This is a genomic window from Streptomyces specialis (assembly GCF_001493375.1).
In the GTDB taxonomy this organism is placed as follows: Bacteria; Actinomycetota; Actinomycetes; order Streptomycetales; family Streptomycetaceae; genus Streptomyces; species Streptomyces specialis.
The window spans coordinates 215,492-242,480 of record NZ_LN929897.1 but is presented as its reverse complement, the minus strand read 5'-3'; the positions used below and the strand labels follow the sequence as shown (position 1 = coordinate 242,480).

26 protein-coding genes and 1 pseudogene are annotated in these 26,989 nt (G+C 72.4%); 13 read left to right on the top strand and 14 right to left on the bottom strand.

The window, feature by feature from the left end; genetic code table 11:
• Positions 1–69 precede the first annotated feature (69 nt).
• The gene (locus tag BN2279_RS23790) at positions 70–795 is read right to left on the bottom strand and encodes a SigE family RNA polymerase sigma factor (RefSeq protein ID WP_059013085.1); all 726 of its coding nucleotides are present in this window, start codon (positions 793–795) and stop codon (positions 70–72) included.
• 199 nt (positions 796–994) lie between these two features.
• On the opposite strand from BN2279_RS23790, the gene BN2279_RS23785 reads away from it, so the two are divergent.
• The 4 genes from BN2279_RS23785 (at position 995) to BN2279_RS28790 (ending at position 4,467) form a co-directional block, all read left to right on the top strand.
• Complete coding sequence (locus BN2279_RS23785; RefSeq protein ID WP_199827786.1) at positions 995–1,672, top strand: response regulator transcription factor; 678 nt, start codon at positions 995–997, stop codon at positions 1,670–1,672.
• The gene (locus BN2279_RS23780; protein WP_079032539.1) at positions 1,570–3,222 is read left to right on the top strand and encodes an ATP-binding protein; all 1,653 of its coding nucleotides are present in this window, start codon (positions 1,570–1,572) and stop codon (positions 3,220–3,222) included. The genes BN2279_RS23785 and BN2279_RS23780 overlap by 103 nt, the downstream gene beginning before the upstream one ends.
• The gene (locus BN2279_RS23775; protein WP_059013081.1) at positions 3,219–3,815 is read left to right on the top strand and encodes a hypothetical protein; all 597 of its coding nucleotides are present in this window, start codon (positions 3,219–3,221) and stop codon (positions 3,813–3,815) included. The genes BN2279_RS23780 and BN2279_RS23775 overlap by 4 nt, the downstream gene beginning before the upstream one ends.
• A 121-nt stretch (positions 3,816–3,936) precedes the next feature.
• Positions 3,937–4,467 carry a VanZ family protein gene (locus tag BN2279_RS28790; protein WP_234348072.1) on the top strand — a complete coding sequence of 177 codons (531 nt, stop codon included), beginning with the start codon at positions 3,937–3,939 and terminating at the stop codon, positions 4,465–4,467.
• 94 nt (positions 4,468–4,561) lie between these two features.
• On the opposite strand, the gene BN2279_RS28785 is transcribed toward BN2279_RS28790, so the two are convergent.
• The 4 genes from BN2279_RS28785 to BN2279_RS23755 all read right to left on the bottom strand — a co-directional run bounded on the left by BN2279_RS28785 (position 4,562) and on the right by BN2279_RS23755 (position 7,773).
• A complete protein-coding gene (locus BN2279_RS28785; protein WP_104531108.1) occupies positions 4,562–4,951 on the bottom strand; it encodes an ATP-binding protein in 390 nt (129 codons plus the stop codon).
• A gap of 163 nt (positions 4,952–5,114) precedes the next feature.
• Positions 5,115–6,248, bottom strand: coding sequence for an adenosine deaminase (locus BN2279_RS23765; RefSeq protein ID WP_059013079.1), 1,134 nt, complete (start codon positions 6,246–6,248; stop codon positions 5,115–5,117).
• 56 nt (positions 6,249–6,304) lie between these two features.
• Positions 6,305–6,769, bottom strand: a complete 465-nt coding sequence (locus tag BN2279_RS23760) for a RipA family octameric membrane protein (protein ID WP_104531107.1) — start codon at positions 6,767–6,769, stop codon at positions 6,305–6,307.
• Positions 6,766–7,773: a LysR family transcriptional regulator gene (locus BN2279_RS23755; protein WP_059013077.1), complete on the bottom strand. Its 1,008-nt coding sequence runs from the start codon at positions 7,771–7,773 to the stop codon at positions 6,766–6,768. Before BN2279_RS23755 ends, BN2279_RS23760 begins: the two co-directional genes overlap by 4 nt.
• Positions 7,774–7,865: 92 nt before the next feature.
• Between BN2279_RS23755 and BN2279_RS23750 the strand changes: the two genes are divergently transcribed.
• The 3 genes from BN2279_RS23750 to BN2279_RS23740 all read left to right on the top strand — a co-directional run bounded on the left by BN2279_RS23750 (position 7,866) and on the right by BN2279_RS23740 (position 11,158).
• Complete coding sequence (locus tag BN2279_RS23750; protein WP_059013074.1) at positions 7,866–9,197, top strand: MFS transporter; 1,332 nt, start codon at positions 7,866–7,868, stop codon at positions 9,195–9,197.
• A gap of 108 nt (positions 9,198–9,305) precedes the next feature.
• Complete coding sequence (locus BN2279_RS31105) at positions 9,306–10,349, top strand: hypothetical protein (RefSeq protein ID WP_059013072.1); 1,044 nt, start codon at positions 9,306–9,308, stop codon at positions 10,347–10,349.
• Positions 10,350–10,546: 197 nt separating this feature from the next.
• The gene (locus tag BN2279_RS23740) at positions 10,547–11,158 is read left to right on the top strand and encodes a TetR/AcrR family transcriptional regulator (RefSeq protein WP_234348070.1); all 612 of its coding nucleotides are present in this window, start codon (positions 10,547–10,549) and stop codon (positions 11,156–11,158) included.
• A gap of 199 nt (positions 11,159–11,357) precedes the next feature.
• On the opposite strand, the gene BN2279_RS23735 is transcribed toward BN2279_RS23740, so the two are convergent.
• Positions 11,358–12,323 (bottom strand): GlxA family transcriptional regulator, encoded by a 966-nt coding sequence (locus tag BN2279_RS23735; RefSeq protein ID WP_059013070.1) that lies wholly within the window; start codon positions 12,321–12,323, stop codon positions 11,358–11,360.
• 119 nt (positions 12,324–12,442) lie between these two features.
• On the opposite strand from BN2279_RS23735, the gene BN2279_RS23730 reads away from it, so the two are divergent.
• From BN2279_RS23730 to BN2279_RS23715, 5 genes are all read left to right on the top strand, one after another.
• Positions 12,443–13,369 (top strand): NAD-dependent epimerase/dehydratase family protein, encoded by a 927-nt coding sequence (locus BN2279_RS23730; RefSeq protein ID WP_059013068.1) that lies wholly within the window; start codon positions 12,443–12,445, stop codon positions 13,367–13,369.
• Positions 13,370–13,389: 20 nt separating this feature from the next.
• Positions 13,390–14,310 carry an NAD-dependent epimerase/dehydratase family protein gene (locus tag BN2279_RS23725; protein ID WP_059013066.1) on the top strand — a complete coding sequence of 307 codons (921 nt, stop codon included), beginning with the start codon at positions 13,390–13,392 and terminating at the stop codon, positions 14,308–14,310.
• A 320-nt stretch (positions 14,311–14,630) separates the two neighbouring features.
• The gene (locus tag BN2279_RS28130) at positions 14,631–14,906 is read left to right on the top strand and encodes a hypothetical protein (protein WP_079032451.1); all 276 of its coding nucleotides are present in this window, start codon (positions 14,631–14,633) and stop codon (positions 14,904–14,906) included.
• Positions 14,893–15,516: a DUF6879 family protein gene (locus tag BN2279_RS23720; RefSeq protein ID WP_059013064.1), complete on the top strand. Its 624-nt coding sequence runs from the start codon at positions 14,893–14,895 to the stop codon at positions 15,514–15,516. The genes BN2279_RS28130 and BN2279_RS23720 overlap by 14 nt, the downstream gene beginning before the upstream one ends.
• A gap of 51 nt (positions 15,517–15,567) precedes the next feature.
• The gene (locus BN2279_RS23715) at positions 15,568–17,928 is read left to right on the top strand and encodes an ATP-binding protein (protein WP_059013625.1); all 2,361 of its coding nucleotides are present in this window, start codon (positions 15,568–15,570) and stop codon (positions 17,926–17,928) included.
• A 443-nt stretch (positions 17,929–18,371) separates the two neighbouring features.
• Here BN2279_RS23715 and BN2279_RS31625 read toward each other — a convergent pair.
• Positions 18,372–18,524 (bottom strand): annotated as a pseudogene (locus BN2279_RS31625) (helix-turn-helix domain-containing protein); the annotation flags it as partial.
• Positions 18,525–18,627: 103 nt separating this feature from the next.
• On the opposite strand from BN2279_RS31625, the gene BN2279_RS23710 reads away from it, so the two are divergent.
• Positions 18,628–19,086, top strand: a complete 459-nt coding sequence (locus tag BN2279_RS23710) for a nuclear transport factor 2 family protein (RefSeq protein WP_059013062.1) — start codon at positions 18,628–18,630, stop codon at positions 19,084–19,086.
• A gap of 49 nt (positions 19,087–19,135) precedes the next feature.
• Here the strand turns inward: BN2279_RS23710 and BN2279_RS23705 are convergent, their stop codons facing one another.
• The 7 genes from BN2279_RS23705 to BN2279_RS23675 form a co-directional block, all read right to left on the bottom strand.
• Complete coding sequence (locus tag BN2279_RS23705) at positions 19,136–19,570, bottom strand: nitroreductase family deazaflavin-dependent oxidoreductase (protein WP_059013060.1); 435 nt, start codon at positions 19,568–19,570, stop codon at positions 19,136–19,138.
• A 63-nt stretch (positions 19,571–19,633) separates the two neighbouring features.
• A complete protein-coding gene (gene mgtE, locus BN2279_RS23700) occupies positions 19,634–20,959 on the bottom strand; it encodes a magnesium transporter (protein WP_059013058.1) in 1,326 nt (441 codons plus the stop codon).
• Between the two features lie 289 nt (positions 20,960–21,248).
• The gene (locus BN2279_RS23695; protein ID WP_059013056.1) at positions 21,249–22,526 is read right to left on the bottom strand and encodes a thymidine phosphorylase; all 1,278 of its coding nucleotides are present in this window, start codon (positions 22,524–22,526) and stop codon (positions 21,249–21,251) included.
• A 16-nt stretch (positions 22,527–22,542) separates the two neighbouring features.
• Positions 22,543–22,926, bottom strand: a complete 384-nt coding sequence (locus BN2279_RS23690; protein WP_059013054.1) for a cytidine deaminase — start codon at positions 22,924–22,926, stop codon at positions 22,543–22,545.
• Complete coding sequence (locus BN2279_RS23685; RefSeq protein ID WP_059013052.1) at positions 22,923–24,212, bottom strand: ABC transporter permease; 1,290 nt, start codon at positions 24,210–24,212, stop codon at positions 22,923–22,925. The genes BN2279_RS23690 and BN2279_RS23685 overlap by 4 nt, the downstream gene beginning before the upstream one ends.
• The gene (locus tag BN2279_RS23680; protein WP_059013050.1) at positions 24,209–25,327 is read right to left on the bottom strand and encodes an ABC transporter permease; all 1,119 of its coding nucleotides are present in this window, start codon (positions 25,325–25,327) and stop codon (positions 24,209–24,211) included. The genes BN2279_RS23685 and BN2279_RS23680 overlap by 4 nt, the downstream gene beginning before the upstream one ends.
• Positions 25,327–26,916 (bottom strand): ABC transporter ATP-binding protein, encoded by a 1,590-nt coding sequence (locus tag BN2279_RS23675; RefSeq protein ID WP_079032450.1) that lies wholly within the window; start codon positions 26,914–26,916, stop codon positions 25,327–25,329. The genes BN2279_RS23680 and BN2279_RS23675 overlap by 1 nt, the downstream gene beginning before the upstream one ends.
• Positions 26,917–26,989: the final 73 nt, after the last annotated feature.

Below are 26,989 nucleotides of genomic sequence, written 5' to 3'. Positions count from 1 at the left end.
CCTCTTCGTCGGCAGCGTCAGATGTGTTTAAGAGACCGCCGTTCCCCTTCCCCTCGGGCCGTGTCCGCGTCAGGCGACCAGCTCGCCGAAGGACTCCTCGACGTCCTGGCCGATGCTGAGCGTCCGGTCCTCGCGCAGCCGGCGCAGGGTGCGCCATATGCTGCTCTTCACGGTGCCGACGCTGATGTTGAGCGTGTCGGCGATCTCCGGATCGGTGCGCCCCTCGTAGTAGCGGAGCACCAGCATGGTGCGCTGCTGCTCGGGCAGCCGCGCCAGCGCCTGCCAGAGCACGGTCCGCAGCTCGGTGCCGCGCATCGTGTCCTGCTCCCCCGGCGCCTCGGGCAGCTCCTCGGTCGGGTACTCGTTGAGCTTCCGCCGCCGCCAGGCGCTGATGTGCAGGTTGGTCATGGTCCGGCGCAGGTACCCGCCGACCGCCGCCTTGTCGCTGATCCGGTCCCAGGCGCGGTAGGTGGACAGCAGCGCGCTCTGCAGCAGGTCCTCCGCCTCGTGCCGGTCGCCGGTCAGGTGATAGGCGGTGGCGTACAGGGAGGCGCGGCGCTCACGCACGTAGGCGGTGAACTCCGCCTCCGTGCCCCCCGGGCGCCGCACGCCCCCGGTACGTCCCCCCTGCGCGTCCACCGCGGTCAAATGCGGCGAACGCTGATGCCCGATGCCGCGCCGGCCCCCCAGCCGGTGCGCGGCCCCGGACTTCTCCCCGTACCGGACGGGAACCATCCCCGCGGTCCGGCGCGTCTCACTCGCCGCCGTATCGGTGACGCTGTGCGTCGCGCTCATCCCGCTCCCCCTCATGAGACCCGTCCGTGTCTTTCGCTGGGCAATACACTGCCGGGCCAGTTTCATGACGGAGTCCTCCGTCTGTCACAGCGGTGTCACAGCGGCCGCGTCGCCCGGACACCGAACGGCCGGGCTGACGGGGACCCTTCAATCGGCGGAGAGTCGAACTCCGCCCGGTCCATAGGACACAATGACCCGCGTGGCTTTCCTGTTGCTGATCGAGGACGACGAGGCGGTGCGGACTGCCCTGGAGCTGAGCCTGACGCGCCAGGGGCACCGCGTCGTGGCGGCGGCGACGGGCGAGGACGGTCTGAAGCACCTGCGCGAACAGCGGCCCGACCTGATCGTGCTCGACGTCAACCTGCCCGGTATCGACGGGTTCGAGGTGTGCCGCCGCATCCGCCGCACCGACCAGCTCCCGATCATCCTGCTCACCGCGCGCAGCGACGACATCGATGTCGTGGTGGGCCTGGAGTCCGGGGCCGACGACTACGTGGTCAAGCCGGTGCAGGGCCGCGTCCTCGACGCCCGCATCCGCGCGGTGATGCGGCGCGGGGAGCGGGAGTCCAACGACGCGGCGACGTTCGGCGCGATCGTCATCGACCGGGCCGCCATGACCGTGACGAAGAACGGCGAGGACCTCCAGCTCACCCCGACCGAGCTGCGCCTGCTGCTGGAGCTGAGCCGCCGGCCCGGCCAGGCGCTCTCCCGCCAGCAGTTGCTGCGCCTGGTCTGGGAACACGACTACCTGGGCGACTCCCGCCTGGTCGACGCCTGTGTCCAGCGGCTGCGCGCCAAGGTCGAGGACGTGCCCTCGTCGCCCAAGCTCATCCGCACCGTGCGCGGTGTGGGATACCGGCTGGACGCCCCTTCGTGAGCGATGCCGCGGAGGGCCGGGTACGCGGCTGGCTGCGTCGCCTGCTGCGGCTGACCAGCCTGCGGCTCCGTCTGGTGACCGTCTTCGCGGTGGTGGCACTGGTCGCCGCCGTCTCGGTGTCCGGCATCGCGTACTGGCTGAACCGGGACGCCGTGCTGACCCGGGCCCAGAACGCGGCCCTGCGCGACTTCCGCGACTCGCTGGGCGACCAGGCGGGCGCGCTGCCCGAGGCGCCGGACTGCGACGACCTGCGCGGCATGGCGCGCGACGTCGCGAACAGCACGCTGGACTATCAGGTGGTGCTGGTGTCCGACGGGGACGACGGCCTGATATGCACCGCCGAGTCCGACCCGTCGCTGTTCCGGCTGGAGACCGTCCCCGACTCGCTGACGGACGCCGTGCACGAGCCGCGCGAGGACGACGGCGCCGCGACGTACCACATGTACTGGCAGCGGATCACGCTGGACGGCGACCCGTATCTCATCGGCGGCGGACAGGTGATGGACGGCGGCCCCACGGGGTACATGCTCGCCTCCCTGGCCCCGGAGCGCGACGACCTCAACTCGCTGGCCTGGTCGCTGGGGATCGCCACCGCGCTGGCGGTGATCGGCTCGGTGCTGCTCGCCCAGGCCGCCGCCACGATGGTGCTGCGGCCGGTGCAACGCCTCAGCGACGCGGCCCAGCGGCTCGGCGACGGGGAGCTGGACACCCGCCTCCAGGTGCGCGGCGCCGACGAACTGGCCGAGCTGACCCGCTCGTTCAACCACGCCGCCGCGTCGCTCGAACGGCGCGTGCAGGACCTGAGCGCGCGCGAGGCGGCCAGCCGGCGCTTCGTCGCCGACATGTCGCACGAACTGCGCACCCCGATGACGGCGATCACCGCGATGACCGAGGTGCTGGAGGACGAGGTCGACAACCTCGACCCGATGATCGCGCCCGCCGTCCAGCTCGTCGTCAGCGAGACGCGCCGGCTGAACGACCTGGTGGAGAACCTGATGGAGGTCACCCGCTTCGACGCGGGAACGGCCCGCATGGTGCTGGACGAGGTGGACATGGCGGATCAGGTGACGGCCTGCATCGACGCCCGCGCCTGGCTCGACGCGGTCCACGTGGACGCGCCGCGCGGCGTGATGGCGCTGCTGGACCCGCGCCGCCTCGACGTGATCCTGGCCAACCTCATCGGCAACGCCCTCAAGCACGGCGGCAGCCCGGTGCGGGTCACGATCACCGAGGAGGGCTCCGAGGTGCTCGTCGAGGTCGCCGACCACGGACCGGGCATCCCGGAGGAGGTCCTGCCGCACGTCTTCGACCGGTTCTACAAGGCCAGCGCGTCCCGGCCGCGTTCGGACGGCAGCGGCCTCGGCCTGTCGATCGCGCTGGAGAACGCCCATCTGCACGGCGGCGACATCGAGGCGCGCAACGCGCCGGACGGCGGGGCGGTGTTCACCCTGCGCCTGCCGCGCGAGGCGCGCCCGCCGGAGGAGGAGCAGCGGCCCGGGGCCGAGGAGGGCCGCCGGGCGGCCGGCGCGACCGAGGGGGAGACCCGGTGAGGGCGGCCGTGTCCCGCGCGGGAGCCGCGCTGCTCGCCACGGCCGCCGCCGCGGCCGTCGCCGGCTGCGGGATCAGGGCGACGGACGTCCCGGTGGACGCCGGTCCGGCGCCGACCCGGGCGAGCTGTGACATGCCGTCCGGGGAGACCGGCGAGGGGAACACCGAGATCTATCTGGTGTGCGGCTCCCGCGTGCAGGCCGTGGGCCGCGAGATGAACCTGCCGGAGGACGACAGCGCGGCGGGCCGGGTCGCGGTGGCCCAAGCGCTGCTGGACGCGCTGCGGTCGGAACCGGCGCCGCAGGAGCAGGCGGCGGGCCTGAGCACCGAGATCCCGATCGGTCTGGAGGTGTCGGCGGCGGACGACCCGGTACCGGCGCTCCGGCTCAGCCTACGGCCGGGCGACCTGTCGCGCGAGGGGCTCGCCCAGATCGTCTGCACCTTCGCCAACAACGAGGTCCTCGGCAGCTCCGGCGACACCGTACTGCTGGGCGGCCCCGCCGGCTCCTCGCCGAGCCAGCCGCGGATGTACTCCTGCGCCGCGGCCATGCGGACCGTCACCGAGCCCGCGGAATCGACCGTGGGACCGCCGTAGGGCGGCCGAGGCTCAGCTCACTCCTTCGGTGGGAACCGGGCCGGGCGGGCCGGGCGTCCTGGTTTCCGTGCGGCATCTTCAAGCGGGCTCGCCAGGGCCCGGCGTCAGCCCCGGACTGCGGGTGACGGCTCTCGTTCTTCTCACCGCCTACCTGGTGTGCGTCACCTGGACGGCGCTCCGCCCGCTGGAAGTGCTGTGGGTGTCCCCGCCGAACCTGGAACCGCTGGCCACCATCCGCGCCGACATCGCCCGCGGACCGGAGGCGGCGGGGCGCACGATCGGCGCCGGGCTGGTGCGGCTGGCACCGCTCGGGGCGCTGCTGCCGCTGCTGGGCCGGCGGCTGGGCGGCCCGCGGATCACCTCGTTCCTGCGCACGGTGTTCGTGTGCGGGATGCTCTCCCTCGCGCTGGAGCTGTGGCAGTCGCTGCTGCCGAGCCGGGTCGCGGACGTGGACTCGATCATTCTCAACACCCTGGGTGTCGCCCTGACCCATCTGCTCTGCTACGGGCCGCTGCGGGCCGCCGTCGCCCGCCGCCCGCGCGCCGGGACGTCGCGCCGGGCGGCGCGGGTCTGCCCGCACCTGCGGCGGCGGCGGCCCGGCGGCCCGGTCCGCCAGGCCCGCCGGGTCCGCGCGGTGCTGTCGCAACTCTGACCCGGCGCCCGGCGTCGCGGCCCGGCACGCGACGAGGGCCGCGCCCCGCGAGATCGTCGCGGGACACGGCCCTCGTGCTGCCTGCGCTACCCGCTCAGTTGCCCAGGTGGAGGCCGTCGAGCAGGTTGTCGGTGGGAAGCCCCAGCTCGGAGGTCGGGTTGACCGGCATGCCGCCGAGCAGCTCGGTCGCCGGCTTGATCAGTCCTTCGGACGTGGCGGCGCCCGTGGTGTGGGAGAGCGTCTGGTCCGCGACCGGGAGGGCGTCGGCCTCTCCGGTGAGGACGTCCGTGCCGGTCCTGACGACCTCGCCGCTGTCGCCCGGCAGCTTGTCCGCCGTCTCCTGCAGCGGGAGGGTGTTCACCACGTCGCCGGTGGTCTGCTCGACGTTCTCGGTGACCGAGGCGGAGGCGGTGCCCGCGGCGGCGGCCACGAGGGCGGCACCGAGGGCGGCGACGCCGAGGGTCTTCTGAGTTGCCTGCTTCATCAGTAACTACGTCCTTTGTGGGTTTCGAGCGGCGAGCCGAAGGTAACCACTGTGCGGCCGACGCCGCAATGAATCGAAATGCGCGCCGTCGCCCGTAACCCACCCGGCCGGATTCGTCGTACCGGGCGCGGGAGTCAGGTTCCGCGCCCGGCATCACAGCAGGTCAGAGCGGTGTGGAACTGTTTCGCAGGAACAGCCATTCGGAGCGTAGCGCCGCATATCCGGGCTTGATCACGTCGTTGATCATCGCCAGACGTTCATCGAAAGGAATGAACGCGGATTTCATCGCATTGACCGTGAACCACTGAAGGTCGTCCAGCGTGTACTGGAATGTCTCCACCAAGTGGGTGAATTCGCGGCTCATGCTCGTGGCGCTCATCAGCCGGTTGTCCGTGTTGACCGTGGCCCGGAAACGCAGCCGCCGCAGCAGGCCGATCGGGTGCTCGGCGTACGAGGCGGCCGCGCCGGTCTGGAGGTTGGAGGTGGGGCACAGTTCGAGCGGGATCCGCTTGTCGCGCACGTAGGCGGCCAGCCGTCCGAGCGTGACGGTGCCGTCCTCCGCCACCTCGATGTCGTCGATGATCCGCACGCCGTGGCCGAGCCGGTCGGCTCCGCACCACTGCAACGCCTGCCAGATGGAGGGGAGTCCGAACGCCTCCCCGGCGTGGATGGTGAAGTGGTTGTTCTCCCTCTTGAGGAACTCGAACGCGTCCAGGTGCCGGGTGGGCGGGAACCCGGCCTCCGCGCCGGCGATGTCGAAGCCGACGACGCCCAGGTCGCGGTAGCGGTTGGCCAGTTCGGCGATCTCCAGCGCGCGGGCCGCGTGCCGCATCGCGGTGAGCAGGGCGCCCACGCGGATGCGCCGGCCCTGGGCGGCGGCGAGCCGTTCCCCTTCGCGGAAGCCCTCGTTGACGGCCTCGACGACCTCCTCCAGGGTCAGGCCGCGCTCCAGGTGCTGCTCGGGCGCGTACCTGACCTCGGCGTACACCACGCCGTCCTCGGCCAGGTCGAGCACGCACTCGGCGGCGACCCGCGCCAGGGCGGGCGCGGTCTGCATCACGGCGCAGGTGTGCGTGAAGGTCTCCAGGTACCGCACGAGCGAGCCGGAGTCGGCGGCCTCGCGGAACCACGCGCCGAGCCGCTCGGGGTCGGTCTCGGGAAGCCGTTCGTAGCCCTGTTCGCGGGCGAGTTCGGCGATGGTGGCGGGCCGCAGCCCGCCGTCGAGATGGTCGTGCAGCAGCACCTTGGGGGCGCGCCTGATCTGGTCCTCGCTGGGCGGTGTCTCACTCGGGGTCACGTCGGCACTGTAGCCCCTACGCGCGTAGATCACATGTCTTCTCGGCAACGGGCAGTTCACAGGACGCCGCCGAGTCCGATGACGAGGTGGAGCGCGCCGAAGGCCGCCGGGACGATCTGCTCCACGGTGCCGAGCCCGGCCGGGAGGCGACCGCGGCCGTTCCCCTCCGGCGGCCCGCCGCCCAGCTCGCGCCACTCGGCGGTGAAGAGGCGCACCGGCAGCCGGGTCTCCAGCTCGTGGATGACGGCGAGCTTGGCCCGGTTGAGCCGGCGGTAGGCCCTCAACTGGAGCCACCAGGACACCGACAGCAGAAGCCCGATGAACGATATGGCCAGGGCGACCCACCAGGTCGTGTCCCGCAGGGTGGCGAGGGAGAGTCCGAGCACCGAGGCGAACGCGGTCTGGACGGTCAGGTAGAAGGCGTTGGCCACGCCGCGCTGGGCCGAGACGCGCGTCACCGCCTCGACGGCGAGCTTGTACAGCTCCAGGACCTCGCCCCGTTCCCGGTCGGCCGCCGTCACCGCCCGCTCCCCTCGTCCCGCCGCTCGGGCTCCCTGCCGGGCGCGGCGACCAGGCGGCCCCTGCGGCCGAGCAGGAACCGTTTGAAGTCGGCGACCGGGCGGGTGTCGGGCCGGTCGGCCATCCACGCGACGCCGATCTCCCGCACCGCGCGGGGCGCGGTGACGGCCAGGTCGCGGACCCCGGGCCTGGGCATGGTCGGCGGCGGCAGCAGCGCGACGCCGAGCCCGGCGGCGACCAGGCCGCGCAGCGTCTCGGGCTCCTCGCCCTCGAACGCCACCCGCGGCCTGAACCCGGCCCGTTCGCACAGGATGTCGGTCAGCCGCCGCAGGCCGTAGCCGGGTTCCAGGGTGACGAACGGCTCCTCCGCGGCCTCCGCGAGACGGACCCGGCGGCGGGTGGCGAGGCGGTGGTCGGCCGGGACGACGAGGAAGAGGCGCTGTTCGTCGAGACGACGGGTGACCAGGTCCGGCGCCTCGGGGACGGGCGAGGTCAGGCACAGGTCCAGCTCGCCCGCACGCATGCGCTCGATCATGTCCTCGCCGTAGCTCTGCACCAGCGCGAAGCGGACGCGCGGATGGTCGGCGCGGAAGGCGCGCAGCAGCTCGGGGACGGTCTCCGGGCCCATGGTGTGCAGGAAGCCGAACGCGACCTTGCCCGCCGCCGGGTCGGCGTCGGTTCGGACGGCCTCGGCGGCCCGTTCCACCTCGCCGAGGGCGCGTTCCGTGAACCGCGCGAAGGAACGCCCGGCGGGGGTGAGGGAGATCGCGCGGCCGTGCCGGGCCAGCAGCGCGACACCGAGGTCGGCCTCCAGCCGGGCCATGGCGCGGCTGAGCGTGGACTGGGGAACGGCCAGGTCGCGGGCGGCCCGGGTGAGGTGCTCGCGGCGGGCGACGGCGGCGAACCAGGCAAGGCGCGGCGTGAGCAGCGCGGCCCAGGAGTCCGGGGACAGGCCCGCTGTGACGACCGTTACCCGAACTTCGTCCTGGCTGCCAGGAGGTGACATGTCCGCCCCTCAGCTCTGCTGATGCATGAGAGGAACAATTATGCACGGTTCGTGCATTGGACGCATGAAACCCGGCGATCTACGTTGGATGCATGCCCACAGCATCTACTGGGGCTCACGCCACCGCGAGGGCCTCCGCCGCGCAACTCCCGTCCGTCTCCCACTCCTCCGCGCCCGCCCTCTCCCCCGCGCCCGACCTCTGCTCCGCCGCCGGTCGCGGATCCGACCGTTCCGCGCGGCGGATCAACCTCGCGCTCTTCGCCATCGGCATGGCCACGTTCGCGATGCTCTTCTCGACCCAGGCGCTGCTGCCCGACATCGCCGCCGCCTACGGGGCCGACCCCGGCGCGGCGAGCTGGACCGTCTCCGCGACCACCGTGGGGCTGGCGCTGGCGGTGCTGCCGCTGAGCGCGCTCTCCGAGCGGTTCGGGCGCCGGGAGATGATGACGGCGTCGGTCGGCGTGGCGCTGGCGCTGGCGCTGGTGATTCCGTTCGCGCCCGATCTGCGGACGCTGATCGCGCTGCGGGCGCTCCAGGGCGCGGCGATCGCGGGCATCCCCGCCTCCGCCGTGGCGTATCTGGCCGAGGAGCTGCCGGGCCGGGCCACGGTCGGCGCGATCGGTCTGTTCATCGCCGGCAACAGTGTGGGCGGCATGTCCGGTCGGGTACTGACCGGCTGGGTCGCCGAGGGCGCCGGCTGGCGCGCCGCGCTGGGCGCGGTGGCCGTGCTCGCGCTGCTGTCGTCGCTGGTCTTCCGGGCGCTGCTGCCCCCGGCGCGGAACTTCACCCCCGCCTCCCTCCAGCCGCGCGTGGTGCTGCGCACGGTCGCCGGTCACCTGTCCCGGCCGCTGCTGCTGCGGCTGTACGGGATCGGCATGCTGCTGATGGCGACGTTCAGCGCGACCTACACGGTGATCGGCTTCCGGCTGGTGGAGGAGCCGTTCGGGCTCTCGGCGGGGCTGACCGGTTCCGTCTTCGTCATCTACCTGGTGGGCACCGTCTCGTCCTCCGCGACCGGGCCGCTGATGGAACGGCTGGGCCGGCGCGGGGCGCTGTACACGGCGATCTCCACCGTCTCGGCCGGGCTGCTGCTGAGCCTGGCGGAGTCCCTGGTGCCGGTGCTGGCCGGTCTGGTACTGATCACCGCCGGGTTCTTCTTCGGCCACGCCGTCGCCTCCGGCTCGGTCAGCCGGAGCGTCACGGAGGGCAAGGCGCAGGCGTCGGCGCTCTATCAGGTGACGTACTACCTGGGGGCGAGCCTGGGCAGCACGGTGGGCGCGATGATCTTCCACCGGGCGGCCTGGCCGGGGCTGGTGACCTTCGGGCTGACCGCCCTGGTGATCACGGCGGCGATCACGCTGTACGCCACGCGGCAGGCCCGGGTCGAGCAGCGGCGCGGGAGCGCGTCGCCCGCGACCGCCTGACCGCTTGCGGGACCGCGAGGGTGAGTGTTTACTTACCGGAGAGGGGTAAGTGAGCACTCACCCACCTCTCGTTCCCCCCATTGGTCCGGGTTCGAGGAGGAACCAGCCGTGACGTCGAACGAGCCCCGCCGGCCGCACGTCGAGTCCTACACCCGGAACGGCCTGGCCGGACCGGCGGCGACCGTCCACCGCGACCAGTACACCCCGCCCTACACCCGCGTGCGCGGCTCGTACGCCCCGTACCGGATCAACCTCAACCACCTCGCCGACGACGTGTGGCACGAGCGGCGCGGACTGCCCGTCCCGGTGCTCACCGGCGAGGGCGTCAGCGTGGAGAGCGACTGGCGCGTCGAGCCCATGCCGTTCGCGCTCCGGAACGTCACGGCGGACGAGCTGCACTACGTACTGCGCGGCAGCGCCCGGCTGGAGACCGACTTCGGCGTTCTCGACCTGCGCGCCGGGGACTTCGTGCTCATCCCCCGGGCCGTGACCTACCGGCTGACCGCCATCACCCAGGCGCTCCAGGAGATCGTCGTCGTCACCGACGAGGCGCCGGCGTTCCGCACCGAGGACCGGCCGCGGGTGCTGGACACCCGCCGCCACGTGGACATCCCCGCGCCGCAGGGCCCGCCGGCCGCGATCGACGGCGAGTTCGAGCTGGTCGTCCGGCACGGCCGCGAGCTGACCTCGTACTTCTACGACTACGACCCGATGGCCTGCCTGAAGACGGACGGCGAGCCCGTGGTGCGGCGGTTCAACCTCCGGGACGTCCACCGGGCCGGGACCGGGCAGGACGCCCGGCCGGTGTGCCTGCTGGCGGACGACCGGGACCTGACCCGCCTCCACTCGGTGGGCGGACGCGGCGGCGAGCGCCCGCCCATCCACCGCAACGCCGACTACGACGAGGTGGTCCTGTACGCCGGGGGCCCCGGCTCCTTCGGCGCGGTCGACCAGACCGGAACCATGATGTGGACCCCCAAGGGCCTCACCCAGCAGGGCCCGGCGGGCGAACCGGGCGCGAGCTTCCGGGCGTGGATGCTGGAGACCCGCTCCCCGCTCGCCCTCACCCCGGCCGGGCGCGAGGTGGCGCGGCTGATGGAGACCGGCGGGTTCGACCTGCACAAGCGGCCCCGGCGGGACCCGCTGTTGTAGCCGGGCCGCCGCACCGGACACGTTCCCCGTGCTCCGGGGACCCTCCTCGCCTCCGGGGCGGGGAGAGGGAGCACGGGGAACGTCACCTCCCCGTTCCCCGGCTCGCCGATCTCCGGCTCGCTGATCTCCGGCTCGCTGATCTCCGGTGAAGTGGGTAAGTATTCACTCGCCACCCGTACAGCCCGGAAGGAATCCGCGTGCCTCTCCCGTCCCCGGCTCCCGTCGCCACCCGAGTCCGCATCCTCGACGCCGCCGAGGAGCTGATGCGCACCATCGGCCTGGTGCACACGACCACCAAGGCGATCGCGCAGGCGGCGGGCTGTTCCGAGGCCGCGCTCTACAAGCACTACGGCAGCAAGGAGGAGATCTTCGTCCGGGTCCTCCAGGAGCGGCTGCCGCACATCGGCCCGCTGCTGGCGGAGCTGACCGCCGACCCGGGCGACCGTTCCCTCGCCGCGTGCCTGGCGGAGATCGCCGAGCACGCCGTCGAGTTCTACCTGTCGGTCGGCTCGATCTCCTTCTCCCTCTTCGCCGAGCCGGCGCTGCTGCGGCGGCACCGGGCGGCCCTGCGCGAGATGAACACCGGTCCGGAGGAGTTGCTCCGGGCGCTGACCGCCTACCTGCGCGGCGAGCGGCGCAGGGGCCGGATCAGCCGGGGCGCCGACCCCGCCGCGACGGCGTCGCTGCTGCTGGGCGCCTGCTTCCAGCGGGCCTTCCTGCACTGCTTCTGGGAGGAGGAGCCGCCGACGCCGCTGCGCGAGTTCTCCACCACGCTGGCCGACACGCTGCTCACCGGGATCAGCGCGTGAACGCGGGGTACATCGAAGTGCTGACGCGGGAAGCGACCTGAGAAGGACGCGCGCGGGCCGGGCCGGGGCCGATCCTGGGAGGGCACCACAGCCCCACCGGGAGAGTCCGATGACGCCCTTGCCCGTTCCCGCTTCCTTTCCTTCGCCGGGTTTTCCCTCCCCGGATCGCCCTTCCCCGGGCGGGCCCGCCGCGGCGTGGCTACCGCACCGAGGGCGCGCGGCCGAAGGCGGCGCGATAGGCACGCGGCGTGAGGCCGGTCCGGCGGGTGAGGTGGCGGCGCAGCGAGTCGGCGGTGCCGATGCCGCTGCGGTGAGCGATGTGCTCCATCGGCAGATCCGTCGTCTCCAGCAGTTCCAGCGCCCGGTCCAGGCGCCGGTGCAGTAGCCACTGGAGGGGGCTGAGCCCGGTCTCCGCCCGGAAGCGGCGGGTCAGCGTGCGGACGCTCGTCCCGGCGTGACGGGCCAGGTCCGTCAGCGACAGCGGCTCCGTGACCCGCCGCAGCGCCCACTCCCGGGTGGCGGCCAGCGACAGCCCGCTCTCCGGCGGCACCGGAGCCCGGACCACCTGATCCTGCGCCCCCGGCCGCATCGGGCCCGCCACCAGCTTGCGGGCGATCTCCCCGGCCGCGGTGGCGCCGAGGTCGGTCCGGAGCAGGTGGAGGCAGAGGTCGATCCCGGCCGAGCCACCGGCCGAGGTCAGCACCTGCCCGTCGTCCACGTAGAGCACGTCGCCCACCAGATCGACGTCCGGGAACCTCCGGCGGAACTCGTCGCTCAGCGCCCAGTAGGTGGTGGCCGCGCGGCCGTCCAGCAGCCCGGCCTCGGCGAGGACGAACGAGCCGGAGCAGATCGACGCGATCCGTTTGCCCGCCCCGGCGGCCTCGCGGAGCGCGCCGAGCACCCCGGCGTCGGTGTCCCCGCGCTCGCCGATGCCGCTGACGATGACCGTGTCCGCCTCGGCGATCACCCCCAGACCGTGCGGGACGACGACGTCGGGGCCGCCGAGCCCCGGGACGACACCGGGGCGCGCGGTGCAGACGCGCACCTCGTAGGCGGGCCCGCCGTCCACCTCCGGCTCGCCGAGCACGAGCCCGGGGATGGACAAGTCGAACGTCGTCACGGGCGGCACGGCGACCACGGCGACGCGATGCGGGGTCTCGGCCATGGCCCGAACCTCCGGTTGATCGGCCCGCGGATCCCTGTCGGACCCTCTTCGGCGCAAGCAGAGTTGGCCACCGGATATTCCCTCTCATCCCCTCCCTTCCACGGATCAGGAGCACCCGCATGCCCACGCATGTCGTCCTCGGCGCCGGACCCATCGGTTCGGGCGTCGCCCGCCTGCTCGCCGCCTCCGGCGACCGGGTCCGCGTCGTCACCCGGAGCGGAAGCGGCCCCGACCACCCGGCGGTCGAACGGGTGGCCGCCGACGCGTCGGACGCCGCCCGGCTGACCGCGCTGACCACCGGCGCCGCCACCCTGTTCAACTGCGCCATGCCGCCGTACGACCGCTGGCCCGAGATGTTCCCGCCGCTGTCCGACGCGGCGATCACCGCCGCCGAGCGCACCGGGGCGCGGTATGTCCTGATGGGCAACCTGTACGGGTACGGCCCGGTGGACGGCCCGCTGACCGACGATCTGCCGGCGGCGCCGACCTCCCGCAAGGGCCGGGTGCGGGCGCGGATGTGGCTGGACGCGCTGGCCGCCCACGAGGCCGGCCGGCTGCGGGCCACGGAGATCAGGGGCAGCGACTACCTGGGCCGGGGCGCGGGATCGCTCTACAACCTGATGGTGACCGACGACATACTGGCCGGGCGGCCTGCCGCCTACCCGGCGGATCTGGACGCGCCGCACGCCTGGACGTACACGGGCGACGCCGCCGCCACGATGGTGGCGGCGGCCAGGACCGACGAGGCGTTCGGCCGTGCCTGGCACGTGCCGTCCACCTCGCACGCCCCGGCCCGGGAGCTGACCGCGCGGCTGGCCGAGCTGACCGGCCCCCCCGCCCCGAAGCTGCGCGAGATGACGGACGAGGAGGTCGCGCTGGCGGGCCGGGCCGACTCGATCATCGCCGAGCTGCCCGAGATCCTCTATCTGGACCGGCGTCCGCTGGTGCTGAATGCGGAGGCGGCCGAGCGGGTACTCGGCGTCAGGCCCACGCCCCTGGACCAGGTCCTCCTGGAGATGGCCGAGGGACACCGGGCGTCCCCCTGACGGATCGGGAGAGGAGTCCGATGAAGGTCTTCGTCACCGGCGCGACCGGGTACATCGGCGGCTCGGTGGCCGTCCGGCTCCTCCGGGCCGGCCACACGGTCAGCGGCCTCACCCGCGGCGGCCCGAAGGCGGAGGCGCTGACCGCCCTCGGCGTGGAGCCGGTCACCGGCACCCTGGACGACGCGGACCTGCTGACCGAGCGGGCGCGCCGGGCCGACGCCGTGATCAACGCGGCGGACAGCGACCACCGCGGCGCGGTGGAGGCGCTGCTCGCCGGCCTGGCCGGCTCCGGCAAGCCGTTCCTCCACACCAGCGGCTCCAGCGTGGTCGGCGACGACGCCAGGGGCGAGGCGTCCGACGCGGTCTTCGACGAGTCCCTGCACGACCCCGGCTCGACCTGGCGCCCCACCGCGGACAAGGCCGCCCGGGTCGCGATCGACCGCCTGGTGCTGAGCGCGGCGGCCGACCTGGACGTCCGTTCCAGCGTCCTGTGCAACACGCTGATCTACGGCCACGGCCGGGGCCCGAGCCGCGACAGCGTCCAGATCCCGGCCCTGGTCCGCCAGGCCACGGCGAGCGGAGTCGTCCGCCACATCGGCCCGGGCCGCAACATCTGGTCGAACGTCCACATCGACGATGTCGCCGACCTCTACCTGCTCGCCCTGGAGCGCTCCCCCGCCGGATCGTTCTACTTCGTGGAGAACGGCGAGGAGTCCTTCGGCGCCATCACCGAAGCCCTCGCCAGAGCCCTGAACCTGCCCGGCCCCGAGCCGTGGGACGTGGAACAGGCCATCGCGGCATGGGGCTACGAGCCGGCGGTCTACGCCCTCGGCTCCAACAGCCGCACCCGCACCACCCGCACCCACACCCACCTCGCCTGGACCCCCACCCACACCTCGGTCACAGACTGGATCACCACCGAACCCGAGCCCTTGGCCTGACCGGAGACCCCGGGAGGTGGTCCCGGTGCGAGGTCCGCTGGGTCCGGAAGGCCGAAGGCGATCGGGAGTCGGCGTCATCGCGGCACCGTCCGACCCCGGCGGTTCCGGTCCGGCCGCGCCCGCGCGTCGTCTCCTCCGTCGAACGTGCTCACGAACGGCGCACTCGGCGCGACTCACGATCGAAAGCGTTCAATTTTGCCGGACGCATATGCGTCAACGACCTCTCCGCTATTGCATCTTGTCGCCATTGCATGGCAATCCGTGCGCGGCTAGAGTAAGCCGAAGTGACAGAACGTCACGTCTGGCGAGCGGAGAGCGACATGCGACGCGCATGGGAAGCAGATCCCTCAGCGGGATTCCTGCGCCGGCTGGGAAAGTCGGCGCGTGAGTTAGGGAGCACGGGCGGCCGTGACGGCTGCCCCGATATCTGGCAGCTCGAGAACGGCGATATCGCAGTAATCGGCCGCGACCTGACAACGACATACGCCCAGCGACTTCCTGAGGACGTGACGCTGGCCGCCGACGAGCGGCTGGTCATCATCCCCGGAGCCATGCTGAGCTCTGCGAAGAAAGACATCCCCGATGCTGACGCTTGACGACCTGGGCCTCGAAAGCGCGTCCGGTGAACGGCTGTCCCTCGCCGACTACCGGGCGGACTTCCGGAGGCGGGAGGACGGGCTGTCCGCCCAGGATTCCTGGAAGCTGGAGCGACAGCAGCATTTCGAGGAGCCCGGAGACCCCAGTTGGGAGGCGTTCGCGCGAGGCGATTGGAGCGAGGCTCTCCGACTCAACGAGGAACGGCGTGCCTCTCTCTCGGAATTCGGCGCGATGTGCGACAAGCGCGGTGTCGGGCTGTACCGGGTACGGGTGGTCGAGAAACCACTGGTCCCGTATTTGCAGTGGGAGATGCACACGCTCAAGCTTCGCGCGGAGTGCGGCGAGGCGATCAGAGTTGTCGGCCCCGAGGCGATCGGCGCGCTGGAAAGGGACAGGCCGCTCCCGGAGCTGATCAATCTCGGCGGCGACACGCTGTACGAAATCCTCTATGACGACGAGGGCGTCATCGAAGGGGGCGTGCGCTATACGGACCCTCACGTAGTAGCCTCTTTCGTAGAACTGTGCAAGAGCGTCTACGCGGCGGGCGAAGACCTCCTGACCTATTTCCAACGGGAGATCGCTCATCTGCCGCCACCACGGGTGGAGTAGGAAATCGGCGGAGAAGACGGAGTGCGGCCCCCCGGCGGTTCCCACGCGGAGATGTCGGGGACCGCGCGGCATGTGGTGCAGGCGGGCAACGTCACGGGGGACATCCACTTCCATGACGGGCGCCGTCCCGGCGGACGGCCGGACGAGCCAACGCCCCGGCAACTGCCGGGAGACGTCGTGGGGTTCGTGAACAGAGAGGGCGAGCTGCGGCAACTCGACGCCGTTCTGGCGGGCGAGGCCGGCGACCGGCTGGTGCTGTCCGTGCTGATCGCGGGCACGGCCGGGGTCGGCAAGACATCGCTGGCCGTCCGCTGGGCGCATCAGGCGCGGGAGCACTTCCCGGACGGACAGCTCTACGTCAACCTGCGCGGACACGACCCGGGCGAGCCCCTCACCGCCCAGGAAGCGCTGCACCACTTCCTCACCGCGCTCCATGTGCCGGCCCGTGCCATCCCGGCGGACCCGGAGGCCAGGGCCGCCCTGTACCGCTCGTGCCTGGCGGGGCGGAAGATGCTGATCGTTCTGGACAACGCGGCCACCGTGAGCCAGGTCCGGCCGCTGCTGCCCGGTTCGCCCGGTTGCCTGGCCATCGTCACGAGCCGCAGCCGGCTGTCAGGGCTCGTCGTCCGCGACGGCGCGCGGCGCATCACTCTGGGCGTGCTTCCCGAGCCGGAGGCGGTGGCCCTGCTGCGAGCGGTGACCGCCGACTACCGCCCGGCGGACGACGAGAGCAGGCTCGTGGAGCTGGCCCGGCTGTGCGCCCGGCTGCCGTTGGCGCTGCGCATCGCCGCCGAGCGGGCCGCCAGCCGGCCCCGGATGCGGTTGGACGACCTGATCGGGGCCCTGCGCGACGAGTCCCACCTGTGGGAGGCCCTCAGCGCCGAGGACGATGAGGAGGCGGACGCCGTGCGCACGGTTTTCGCGTGGTCCTATCGCGCCCTGCCGCAGGACGCCGCCGCGCTCTTCCGCGCCCTCGGCCTGCACCCGGGCTCCGCCTTCCACACGAGCGCGGCCGCCGCCCTCGCGGCCATGCCGGTGAGCAGGACCCGGCAGTTGCTCGATGTCCTGGTGGGTGCCCACCTGCTCGAGCAGACGGGCCCCGAACGGTACGAGTTCCACGACCTGCTACGGGCCTACGCCGCCGATCAGGCCCAGAGCGAGCTTTCGGACGACGAGCGGGCGTCGGCTCTCCACCGGGTGCTCGACTGGTATCTGCACACGTCGGACGCGGCGCAGACCCGCGTCAATCCGCAGGAACAGCACGTCGCGCTGGACCCGCCCGGGCAGGGCGTGACACCGCTGGAGTTCACCGACTACGCCGACGCGGCCCAGTGGTACGAGCAGGAGCGCCGGAACCTTCTGGCGGCGGTCCGGGCGGCCGAGGCAGCGGGGCTCGACCGGATCGCCTGGCAGTTGCCGGCCGTCCTGCGCGGCGTGCAGATGCGGCTCAACCCCTTCGAGGAGTGGCTGGCGATGGGCGAGATCGGTCTGCGCGCGGCCCGTCGGCTCGGAGACCGGGCGGGCGAGGCCGATCTGCTGGAGAGCCTGGGCATGGTCCGCACGCAGACCGGCCGGCTGGACGAGGCGGGGCAGTACCACGAGGCATGCCTGGCCATCCGTCGCGAGCTCGGCGATCGGGTGAACGAGGCCCTGTCCCTCAACGACATCGGGTTGCTCCGGCTCCGGCAACGGCGGCTGGACGAAGCCGCAAGCCTGTTCGGCGACGCCCTGGCGCTGCTCGATGAGCTGACGGCCGGGCAGGAATGGCTTGCCGTCGTGCGGTCGAACATGGCCGAAGTCGCCTACGAGCGGGGAGCGCTGTCCGAGGCGCGGACTCATGCGCACGAGGCGCTGAGCCAGTACGCGGCACGGGAGGACGAACGGGGACAGGGCAATGTCCTGCGCATTCTGGCCGCCGTCGAACGCGAGGACGGCCGGCCGGAGAAAGCACTCGACCATGCCCGGCGGGCGGTGGACATCGCGCGGAGCCACCGTAACCAGTCCTGGGAGGGGTACTGGCTGCTGGAGCTCGGCGCCGCCCAGGTGGCCAACGGACAGGTACACGAGGCGCTGGAGACCTTCCACCGGTCGGCCGTGATCCAGCGCCGGCTCGGGGACCGTCCCCGGGAGGCAGCCGCCTGGCATCGCGCGGGCGAGGCGTACCGGGAGACGGGACGCCATGAGGAGGCGGCGGACTTCCACCGCAACGCGGCCACCGCCTACGCGGCGCTCGGGGACGGCTGGCACCGGGCCAACGCGCTGCACGGGCTCGCCCTCGCGCAGCGGGCATCGGACGAGGGCGACAAGGCGCGCGAGACTTGGTCGGAAGCGCTGCGCGCCCTCACCGGGTACGACGACGCGCGGGCGACCCGTCTCCGTGAGCGGATCAGCGAGGCATTGAACGGGGGCTGATGGAACTCGTCCGCGCCGTGGGGGGTGGGGGTGTCTGTTAGACACATCGGACGATGCCGACGAGGAGGAGAGTGTAGAGCTAGGGGGGTGGGGTCGGCGGTGATGGCGGCCGTGGTGATCGCGCCCTCGATCAGCAGCACGACCTGCCCGGCCAGCGCGGGGGCGTCGTGGACGGGCAGGGCGCGGACGAGACCGGTGATGTAGTCCAGGAGCGCCCGCTTGTGGTCGCGGGCCGCGCGGACCACCGCGTCCGAGACGGCGCCCAGCTCGCCGAACGCGTTGATGAAGGCGCAGCCCCGGAAGCCGGGGTCGGCGAACCACGCGTGCAGCCAGTCGAACACCGCCGGTGGTCCGTCCTCCGGCCGCGCGGTCCGTTCGGCGACGAACGCGGCGAGGGACGCGCGCCAGCGCTCGTCGCGGCGGCGCAGATATGCCTCGACCAGGTCGGCCTTGGCGGGGAAGCACTGGTACAGCCGCTTGAGCGAGACCCCGGACGCGGCGCGGAGTTCGTCCATGCCCACGGCCTGGACACCGCGCTCGTAGAACAGCGCCTCGGCGGCGTCGAGCAGCCGGGTTCGCGCTTCCTCGTGATCCACGGCCCCTCCGCCCTACCCCTGAGAACGTGCGTTCTCTACACTAACCGACAGCCCGGAGAACGACCGTTCTCCACCTGCGGCGCCGATCGACAGGAGTCCGCCCATGGCACCCCGCCCCCCGTTCCCGCCCTTCGACGAGCACACCGCCGCCCAGAAGGTCCAGGCCGCCGAGGACGCGTGGAACACGCGCGATCCCGAGCGGGTCGCGCTCGCCTACACGGAGGACTCGGTCTGGCGGAACCGGGACCGGTTCATCACCGGCCGGCCCGCGATCGTGGCCTTCCTGCGCGAGAAGTGGGAGCGCGAGCTGGACTACGCGCTGCGCAAGGAGCTGTGGGGGTTCCGGGACAACCGGATCGCGGTGCGGTTCCAGTACGAGCACCACGACGCGGCCGGTCAGTGGTGGCGCAGCTACGGGAACGAGCTGTGGGAGTTCGCCGACGACGGCCTGATGCGGCGCCGCGAGGCGAGCATCAACGACGTCCGCATCGCCGAGGCGGACCGCCGCGTCCACGGCCCCCGGCCCGCCGGCGAGCCGGGGGCGCCGCTCCCGGTGCGGTGACGGTCGCGGCGCCCGGCCGGCTCGCAGGCGGAGACGGGTCGGAGGCGGGTCAGAGGCGGGTCAGGACGACGATCGGGATCTCCCGGCTCGTCTTCGTCTGGTACTCGTCGTAGTCGGGCCAGATCTCCGTCATCCGCGGCCAGAGGCGGGCCCGCTCCTCCGGGGTGGCCGTGCGGGCGCGGGCCCGGAACTTGTCGGCCCCCACCTGGAGCCGGACCTCCGGGTCGGCCACCAGGTTGTGGTACCAGGCGGGGTGCTCCGGCTTGCCGCCCTGGGAGGCGACGACCAGATAGTCGTCGCCGTCCCGGCCGTAGATCAGGGCGGTCCGGCGCAGCAGGCCGGATTTGCGGCCGCGCGTGGTCAGCAGCAGCGTCGGGACGCCGTCCCGCCAGAGGTGTCCCTCGCGGCCGTCCGTCTCGACATAGCGGCGGATATGGTCGTTCACCCAGCTCGCCGGGCTGTCGTGGATGTCTGTGTCAGCCATGCCACCCAGCGTAGGCGCTCGGCTCCCGGTCGGCACCGGCGCCGGGCCGGGCCCGATCCGCCGTCAGATACCCAGCACCGCCTTGGCGATCGAGAAGTAGATGACCAGGCCGGTGGCGTCCACCAGCGTGGTGACCATCGGGGCCGAGACCACGGCCGGGTCGATGCGCAGCTTCTTCGCGAGCAGCGGCATCGTGCCGCCCACCGTCGAGGCCCAGGCGCAGATCACGATCAGGGTCAGGCCGACCACGGCCGCCACGTCGAGACCGACGAAGAACGCGCCGACGACGAAGCCGACGCCCGCCAGCATGCAGCCGAGCAGCAGACCGGTCCGGCACTCGCGCCAGATGACCCGGATCAGGTCGGAGGTCCGCACCTCGCCGACCGCCAGGGCCCGGACCGCCGCCGTGGCGGCCTGGGCGCCCGCGTTGCCGCCGGTGCCGATCAACAGGGGGACGAAGAGGGCCAGATCGGTGACCGCGTTCAGCTCGCCCTCGTACATCTGGGTGACGGACACGGTCAGCGTCGCGGCCACCAGCAGCAGCATCAGCCACATCATGCGGGTGCGGGACAACTGGAAGACGCTGGCCGACATGTAGTGCCGCTCCAGCGGCTCGGCGCCGGCCTGGCGGGCGACGTCCTCGGTGTCCGCCGCCTCGATGACCTCGAACGCGTCGTCGCTGGTCAGCAGTCCGACGAGCCGGTCCTCGCTGTCCACGACCGGCAGGTCGAGCACGTTCGTCTCGCGCATCAGCCGCGCCGCGTCCTCGGCGCGGGCGGTGGCCCTGGCCTTGGGCGGCTCGGTCACCACCAGGTCGGAGACCATGGCGTCCGGCTCGCTCAGCACCAGCTCGCGCAGTTCCACGATGCCGGTCAGCCGGCGCCCTCGGTCCACCACCGGAAGGGTGTAGATGGTCTCGGCGTGGGCGCCCCGGCGGCGGACCACCTCCAGCGCCTGACCCACGGTCAGGTCCTGCTGGAGCGCGACCGTCTCGGGGGTCATGAACCGGCCGACGGACCCCTCGGGGTATCCCAGCAGGGCGGCGGTCATCTGCCGCTCGTGCGCGCTCAGCCCGGCCAGCACCCGCTTGGCGACCTTGGCCGGGGCCTCCTTCAGCATCCGGGCCCGGTCGTCGGGGTCCATGTTCTCGACCAGGTCGCGGAACGCCTGGTCGCGCAGGCCCTCCAGGATCTGCTGCTGGTCGACGGGCTCCAGCTCCTCGAAGACCTCCAGCGCGCGGTCCTTGTCCAGCAGCCGGAAGGTGATGACGGACTCGACGGCGTCCATCCGGGCGATCTCGTCCGCGATGGCGTACGGTGGCTGCGTCTCCAGCCACTCCAGTGCCCCCGCGAGGTCGTGCTCTTCCAGCAGGGCGGGCAGGTGGGTCATGACGGAGGAACCCCCAGGAGACGGAAGGCGATCACGGGCATCCGGTGTGCGCGCACACGCCTGCCGCCCCAGGCCGCTCGACTACCTGGGCGGGATGACGCGGCGCGGGGGATGACTGGGAGGTTCACTGCGCATCGCAGTCTCACCTCCTGCCGTGTCGGTCCGCCGAAACCGTTCTTCAGGGTACAAGGCATCAGCAACGATCATGGCAAAAATTCCGACATTACGGACAGTCGGCTATGGGTTTGGCATGAACGTTGCGAGACCGTGAAAGGACCGGTCGGAAACGCTACGCGATACGACCCAGCACGATCGGAGTCGTTCGCGCTGTTGCCTCCTCCTCGATCCGGATCGCGTCCCCCGCCAGCTCGGCGAGGGCCGCGTCGAACCGCTCCGGGGTGTCCGTGTGCAGCGTCAGCAGCGGCGCCCCGGCCGTCACCCGGTCCCCCGGCTTGGCGTGCAGCTCCACACCCGCGCCCGCCTGCACCGGGTCCTCCTTGCGGGTACGGCCCGCCCCCAGGCGCCAGGCCGCCACGCCCACCGCGTACGCGTCCAGCCCGGTGAGGACCCCGGAGGCCGGCGCGGTCAGGACATGCGTCTCCCGCGCGGTCGGCAGCGGGGCGTCCGGGTCGCCGCCCTGGGCGGTGATCATGCGGCGCCAGCGGTCCATCGCCGACCCGTCCGCCAGTGCCCGCGCCGGGTCGGCGTCGGTCAGCCCGGCGGCGTCCAGCATCTCCCGGGCCAGCGCCAGCGTCAGCTCCACCACGTCCGCCGGCCCGCCGCCCGCCAGCACCTCGACCGACTCCCGCACCTCCAGCGCGTTGCCCGCCGTCAGACCCAGCGGCGTGCTCATGTCCGTCAGCAGGGCGACCGTCCGCACGCCGTGGTCGGTGCCGATCTCGACCATCGTCTCGGCGAGTTCGCGGGCGTCCTCGACCGTCTTCATGAACGCGCCCGAGCCCGCCTTCACGTCCAGCACCAGCGCGCCCGTGCCCTCCGCGATCTTCTTGGACATGATCGAGGAGGCGATGAGCGGGATCGACTCGACGGTCCCGGTCACGTCGCGCAGCGCGTACAGCTTCCGGTCCGCCGGGGCCAGCCCGGCACCCGCCGCGCACACCACGGCCCCGGCCTCGCGCAGCACGTCCAGCATCTCGTCGTTGTCCAGCGAGGCCCGCCAGCCGGGGATGGACTCCAGCTTGTCGAGCGTGCCGCCCGAGTGGCCGAGGCCCCGGCCCGACAACTGCGGAACGGCCGCGCCGCAGGCCGCCACCAGCGGGGCCAGCGGCAGCGTGATCTTGTCCCCGACACCGCCCGTCGAGTGCTTGTCGGTCGTCGGCAGCGGCAGGCGGGAGAAGTCCATCCGCTCGCCGGAGGCGATCATCGCCGCCGTCCAGCGGGCGATCTCCGGACGGGTCATGCCGTTGAGCAGGATGGCCATGGCCAGCGCCGCCATCTGCTCGTCGGCGACCTCGCCGGCGGTGTACGCGGCGATGATCCAGTCGATCTGCTCGGGGGTCAGGGCCCCGCCGTCGCGCTTGGCGCGGATGATGGTGATGGCGTCCATGGGGTACGGCTCTCCACTAGTCGAGGTGCCAGGCGTCGGGGAGCAGGTCGGACAGCGGCCGGATCCCGTCCGCCGTGTCCACCAGCAGCGTCGGGCCGCCGTGCTCCATCAGCAGTTGACGGCAGCGCCCGCACGGCGTGATCACGCCGCCCCGGCCGTCGCAGCAGGTGAAGTGGGTCAGCCGGCCGCCGCCCGAGGCGTGCAGGGCGGAGACCAGGCCGCACTCGGCGCACAGGCCCAGGCCGTAGGAGGCGTTCTCCACGTTGCAGCCGGTCACCGTCCGCCCGTCGTCCACCAGCGCGGCGGCGCCCACCGGGTAGGACGAGTAGGGGGCGTAGGCCCGGGACATCGCGTCCCGGGCCGCCGCGCGCAGGGCGTCCCAGTCGGGCGTCGCCGTCATGTGGCCTGCCCCCTGCGGTAGGGCCGGCCGTCCGCCTTCGGCATGCGCAGCCGCTGGGCGAAGAGGGTGAGGACCAGCAGCGTCGTCAGATACGGGCTGGCGGTGACCAGCTCCAGCGGCAGCGTGTCGGTCGTCGCGTACCAGAGCCACAGCAGACCGGCGGTCGCGGCCACGACCAGCGCCTGGACCCGCTTGCCCCGGTAGAACTGCCAGACCGCCAGGGCCAGCAGGCCCACGGCGAACAGCAGCAGCGTCGCGTGGACGACGGGCCGGTCACGGGTCTGGAGCACGTCCATGAAGCCGAACAGGCCGGCGCCCGCCGCGACGCCGCCCGGTCGCCAGTTGCCGAAGATCATGGTGGCCAGGCCCAGATAGCCGCGCCCACCGGTCTGGCCGTCCTGGTACATGCGGATCAGCACCGCCAGATACGCGCCGCCGAGCCCGGCCAGCGCGCCGGAGACGGCGAGCGCGGCGTACTTGTACAGGTAGACGTTCACCCCGAGGGACTCGGCGGCCTGCGGGTTCTCGCCGCAGGAGCGCAGCCGCAGCCCGAACGACGTCCTCCACAGCACCAGATACGTGCCGGTGAACAGCACCACCGCGAGCAGCGTCAGCCAGGAGACCTCGTGGACGGCCGCGCCCAGGATGCCCGCGAGGTCCGAGATCAGGAACCACTGCTTGTCCGCCAGGTCCCCCAGCCCGTCGGCGATCCCGGGCACGGTGAACGGCTCCATCCGCTCCATCGGCGGCGACTGCTTGTCGTTGCCGCCCAGGGCGGCGGCCTCGCTGCCCTCGGCCGCGAACCACAGCTTCGCCAGATACTGCACGACGCCCAGGGCGAGGATGTTGATGGCGACACCGGAGATGATGTGGTCGACGCCGAACGTGACCGTGGCCACGGCGTGCAGCAGACCGCCGAGCGCGCCGCCGACGACGCCCGCGAGGACGGCGGCCCACGGCCCGTGCTGCCAGCCCATCCAGCCGGCGCCGAACAGGCCGAGCATCATCATGCCCTCCAGACCGATGTTGACCACGCCGGCCCGCTCCGCCCACAGCCCGCCCAGACCGGCCAAACCGATCGGGACGGCGAACCCCAGGGCCGCGCCCCACTGGGCGGTGGAGGTCAGGCTCGACTGGTCGGTGACCGCCCGCACGACGGAGAGCAGCAGCAGGGCGCCGGCCACGATCAGCAGCACCACGGGGTAGCTCGGCCCGCGGCGGCCCGTCCCGGCCCGGCCGCCGCCCGGCGGGACCTGATCGGTGGCGGTGGACAGGGTGGTGGTCACGCGGGCACCTCCGCCGCTTCGTTCTTCCGGGACTGGGCGGCGAGCTGCTCGCCCACCTGGCGCTGCTGGCGCCTGATGCCCCAGCGGCGGACGATCTCGTAGGCGACGACGACGGAGAGCACGATGACGCCCTGCATCACGCCGACGATCTCCTGGTCGTAGCCCTCGAATTCGAGCTGGGTGCCGGTCCGCTCCAGGAAGCCCCACAGCAGGGCGGCCAGGCCCATGCCCACGGGGTGGTTGCGGCCCAGCAGCGCGATGGCGATGCCGGTGAACCCGATGCCCTCGGGGAAGTCGTTGCCGTAGTTGCCGGACTCGTTCAGCAGGGTCGGCATGCCGACCAGCCCGGCGACCGCGCCGGACAGCAGCATCGCGGTGACGACCGTGCGCCTGACGCTGACGCCGCTCGCCTCGGCGGCGGGCTCCGAACGCCCCACGGCCCGCAGGTCGAACCCGAACCGGGTGCGGCCCAGCACGAACCAGTACAGGACGCCGATCGCCACGGCGACCAGGATCGTGCCGTGGACCGGATCGGGGTTGGTCGGGAACTCGAAGAAGAAGCTGGATTCGGGGATGTCGGCGGTGTGGATGATGTTCTCGTCCCGCTCCGCCAGCCGGCCCTCCTGGAGGAAGTACGCGATCAGCGAGCCGCCGATGAAGTTCAGCATGATCGTGGTGATGACCTCGCTGACCCCGCGCGTCGCCTTCAGATAGCCGGCGATGCCCGCCCAGATCGCGCCGCAGGCCATCGCGACCAGCAGGATGACCGGGATCCGCACGATGCCCGGCACGCTCAGCGCGCCGCCCACCACGGCCGCGAAGAACGCGGCGACGCGGTACTGGCCGTCGACACCGATGTTGAACAGGTTCATCCGGAAGCCGATGGCGACGGCGACCGCCGACAGGTAGTACGGGATCGACTTGTTGATGATCCAGACCTGGCTGTCGCTCTTGCTGCCGTAGTCGAGCATCACCCCGAACGCGCGGAACGGGTTGTCCCCGGTGATGCCCATGACGGCGGAGGTGATGGCCAGCGCCGTCACGATCGACAGCAGTGGCGCGGCCAGGCCCAGGACCAGCTTCTCCCGGTCCAGCCGCATCGGCACGGCCCTCATCACTCGGCCTCCCCTTCTCGCGTCCCGGCGGCCCCCGGCGCGGAGGCGCCGGTCATGGCCGTCCCCAGCTCCTCGGGGGTGATGGTCGCCGGGTCGGCGTCCGCGACGAACCGGCCCCGGTACATCACCTTCAGGGTGTCCGACAGGCCGATCAGCTCGTCCAGGTCCGCCGAGATCAGCAGCACGGCCAGCCCCTCACGGCGGGCCTCCTTGATGTGGTCCCAGATCTGCGCCTGGGCGCCGACGTCGACGCCGCGCGTCGGGTGGGCGGCGATCAACACCTTCGGGCGGTGGCTCATCTCCCGGCCGACGATCAGCTTCTGCTGGTTGCCGCCGGACAGCGATCCGGCGGTGACGTCGATACCGGGGGTGCGCACGTCGTACTCGGTCACGATCCGCCGCGTGTCCGCCCGCGCCTCCCGCGCCGTCAGCAGCGGGCCGCGGCTGTTGGGCGGCTCGGTGACATGGCCCAGCATCCGGTTCTCCCACAGCGGCGCCTCCAGGAGCAGGCCGTGCCGGTGCCGGTCCTCCGGGACGTACCCGATGCCGCGCTCGCGGCGCGCGCGGGTGGAGGCGCGCGAGATGTCGTCGCCGTCCATGGTGATCACGCCGGAGTCGGGGTGGCGGATGCCCATGATGGCCTCGACCAGCTCGGCCTGGCCGTTGCCCTCCACGCCCGCGATGCCCAGCACCTCACCCTTGTGGATGGTGAGGTCGACGCCGGACAGGATCGCCCGCGACACCCCGTCCGCGTCCCGGCCCGACAGGTGCAGGCCGGTGACGGTCAGCACCGGCTCCCGGGTGACGGTCGACTCGCGGGTCTCGGGCGTGGGCAGTTCGCTGCCCACCATCAGCTCGGCGAGCTGCCGCGGGGTGGTCCCCGAGGGGGCGACCGTGCCGACGGTGGTGCCGCGCCGGATGACGGTGATGTCGTCGGCGACGGAGAGCACCTCGCCCAGCTTGTGCGAGATGAACAGGACGGTCAGGCCCTCGGCGGTCAGCTCCCGCAGGTTGCCGAAGAGCGCGTCGACCTCCTGCGGCACGAGAACGGCCGTCGGCTCGTCCAGGATCAGCGTCCGGGCACCCCGGTAGAGGACCTTCAGGATCTCCACGCGCTGCCGGTCCGCGACGCCGATCTCCTCGACCAGCACGTCGGGCCGGACGCCCAGCCCGTACGCGTCGGACAGCTCCACGATCCGGCGGCGGGCGCGGGCGCCGATGCCGTGGAGCTTCTCGGCGCCGAGGACCACGTTCTCCAGGACGGTCAGGTTGTCCGCGAGCATGAAGTGCTGGTGCACCATGCCGATGCCGCGCGCGATGGCGTCGGCCGGGCCGCGGAACGAGACCTGCTCGCCGTCGATGGTGATCGTGCCCTCGTCCGGCCGCTGCATGCCGTACAGGATCTTCATCAGGGTCGACTTGCCCGCGCCGTTCTCGCCGACGAGGGCGTGCACCGTGCCACGGGCGACCGTGATGTCGATGTCGTGGTTGGCGACGACGCCGGGGAACCGTTTGGTGATGCCGCGCAGGGCGACGGCGGGGACGCCGGGGTCCTCGCCGAGGCGCGCTCGGCTGCTGGGAGCTGGGATGACGCACTCTCCTTGAAGCCTGCGGAGTGTAGCCGGGCGTGGCGCGTGATCAGCCGAACGCTACCGCGCCGGG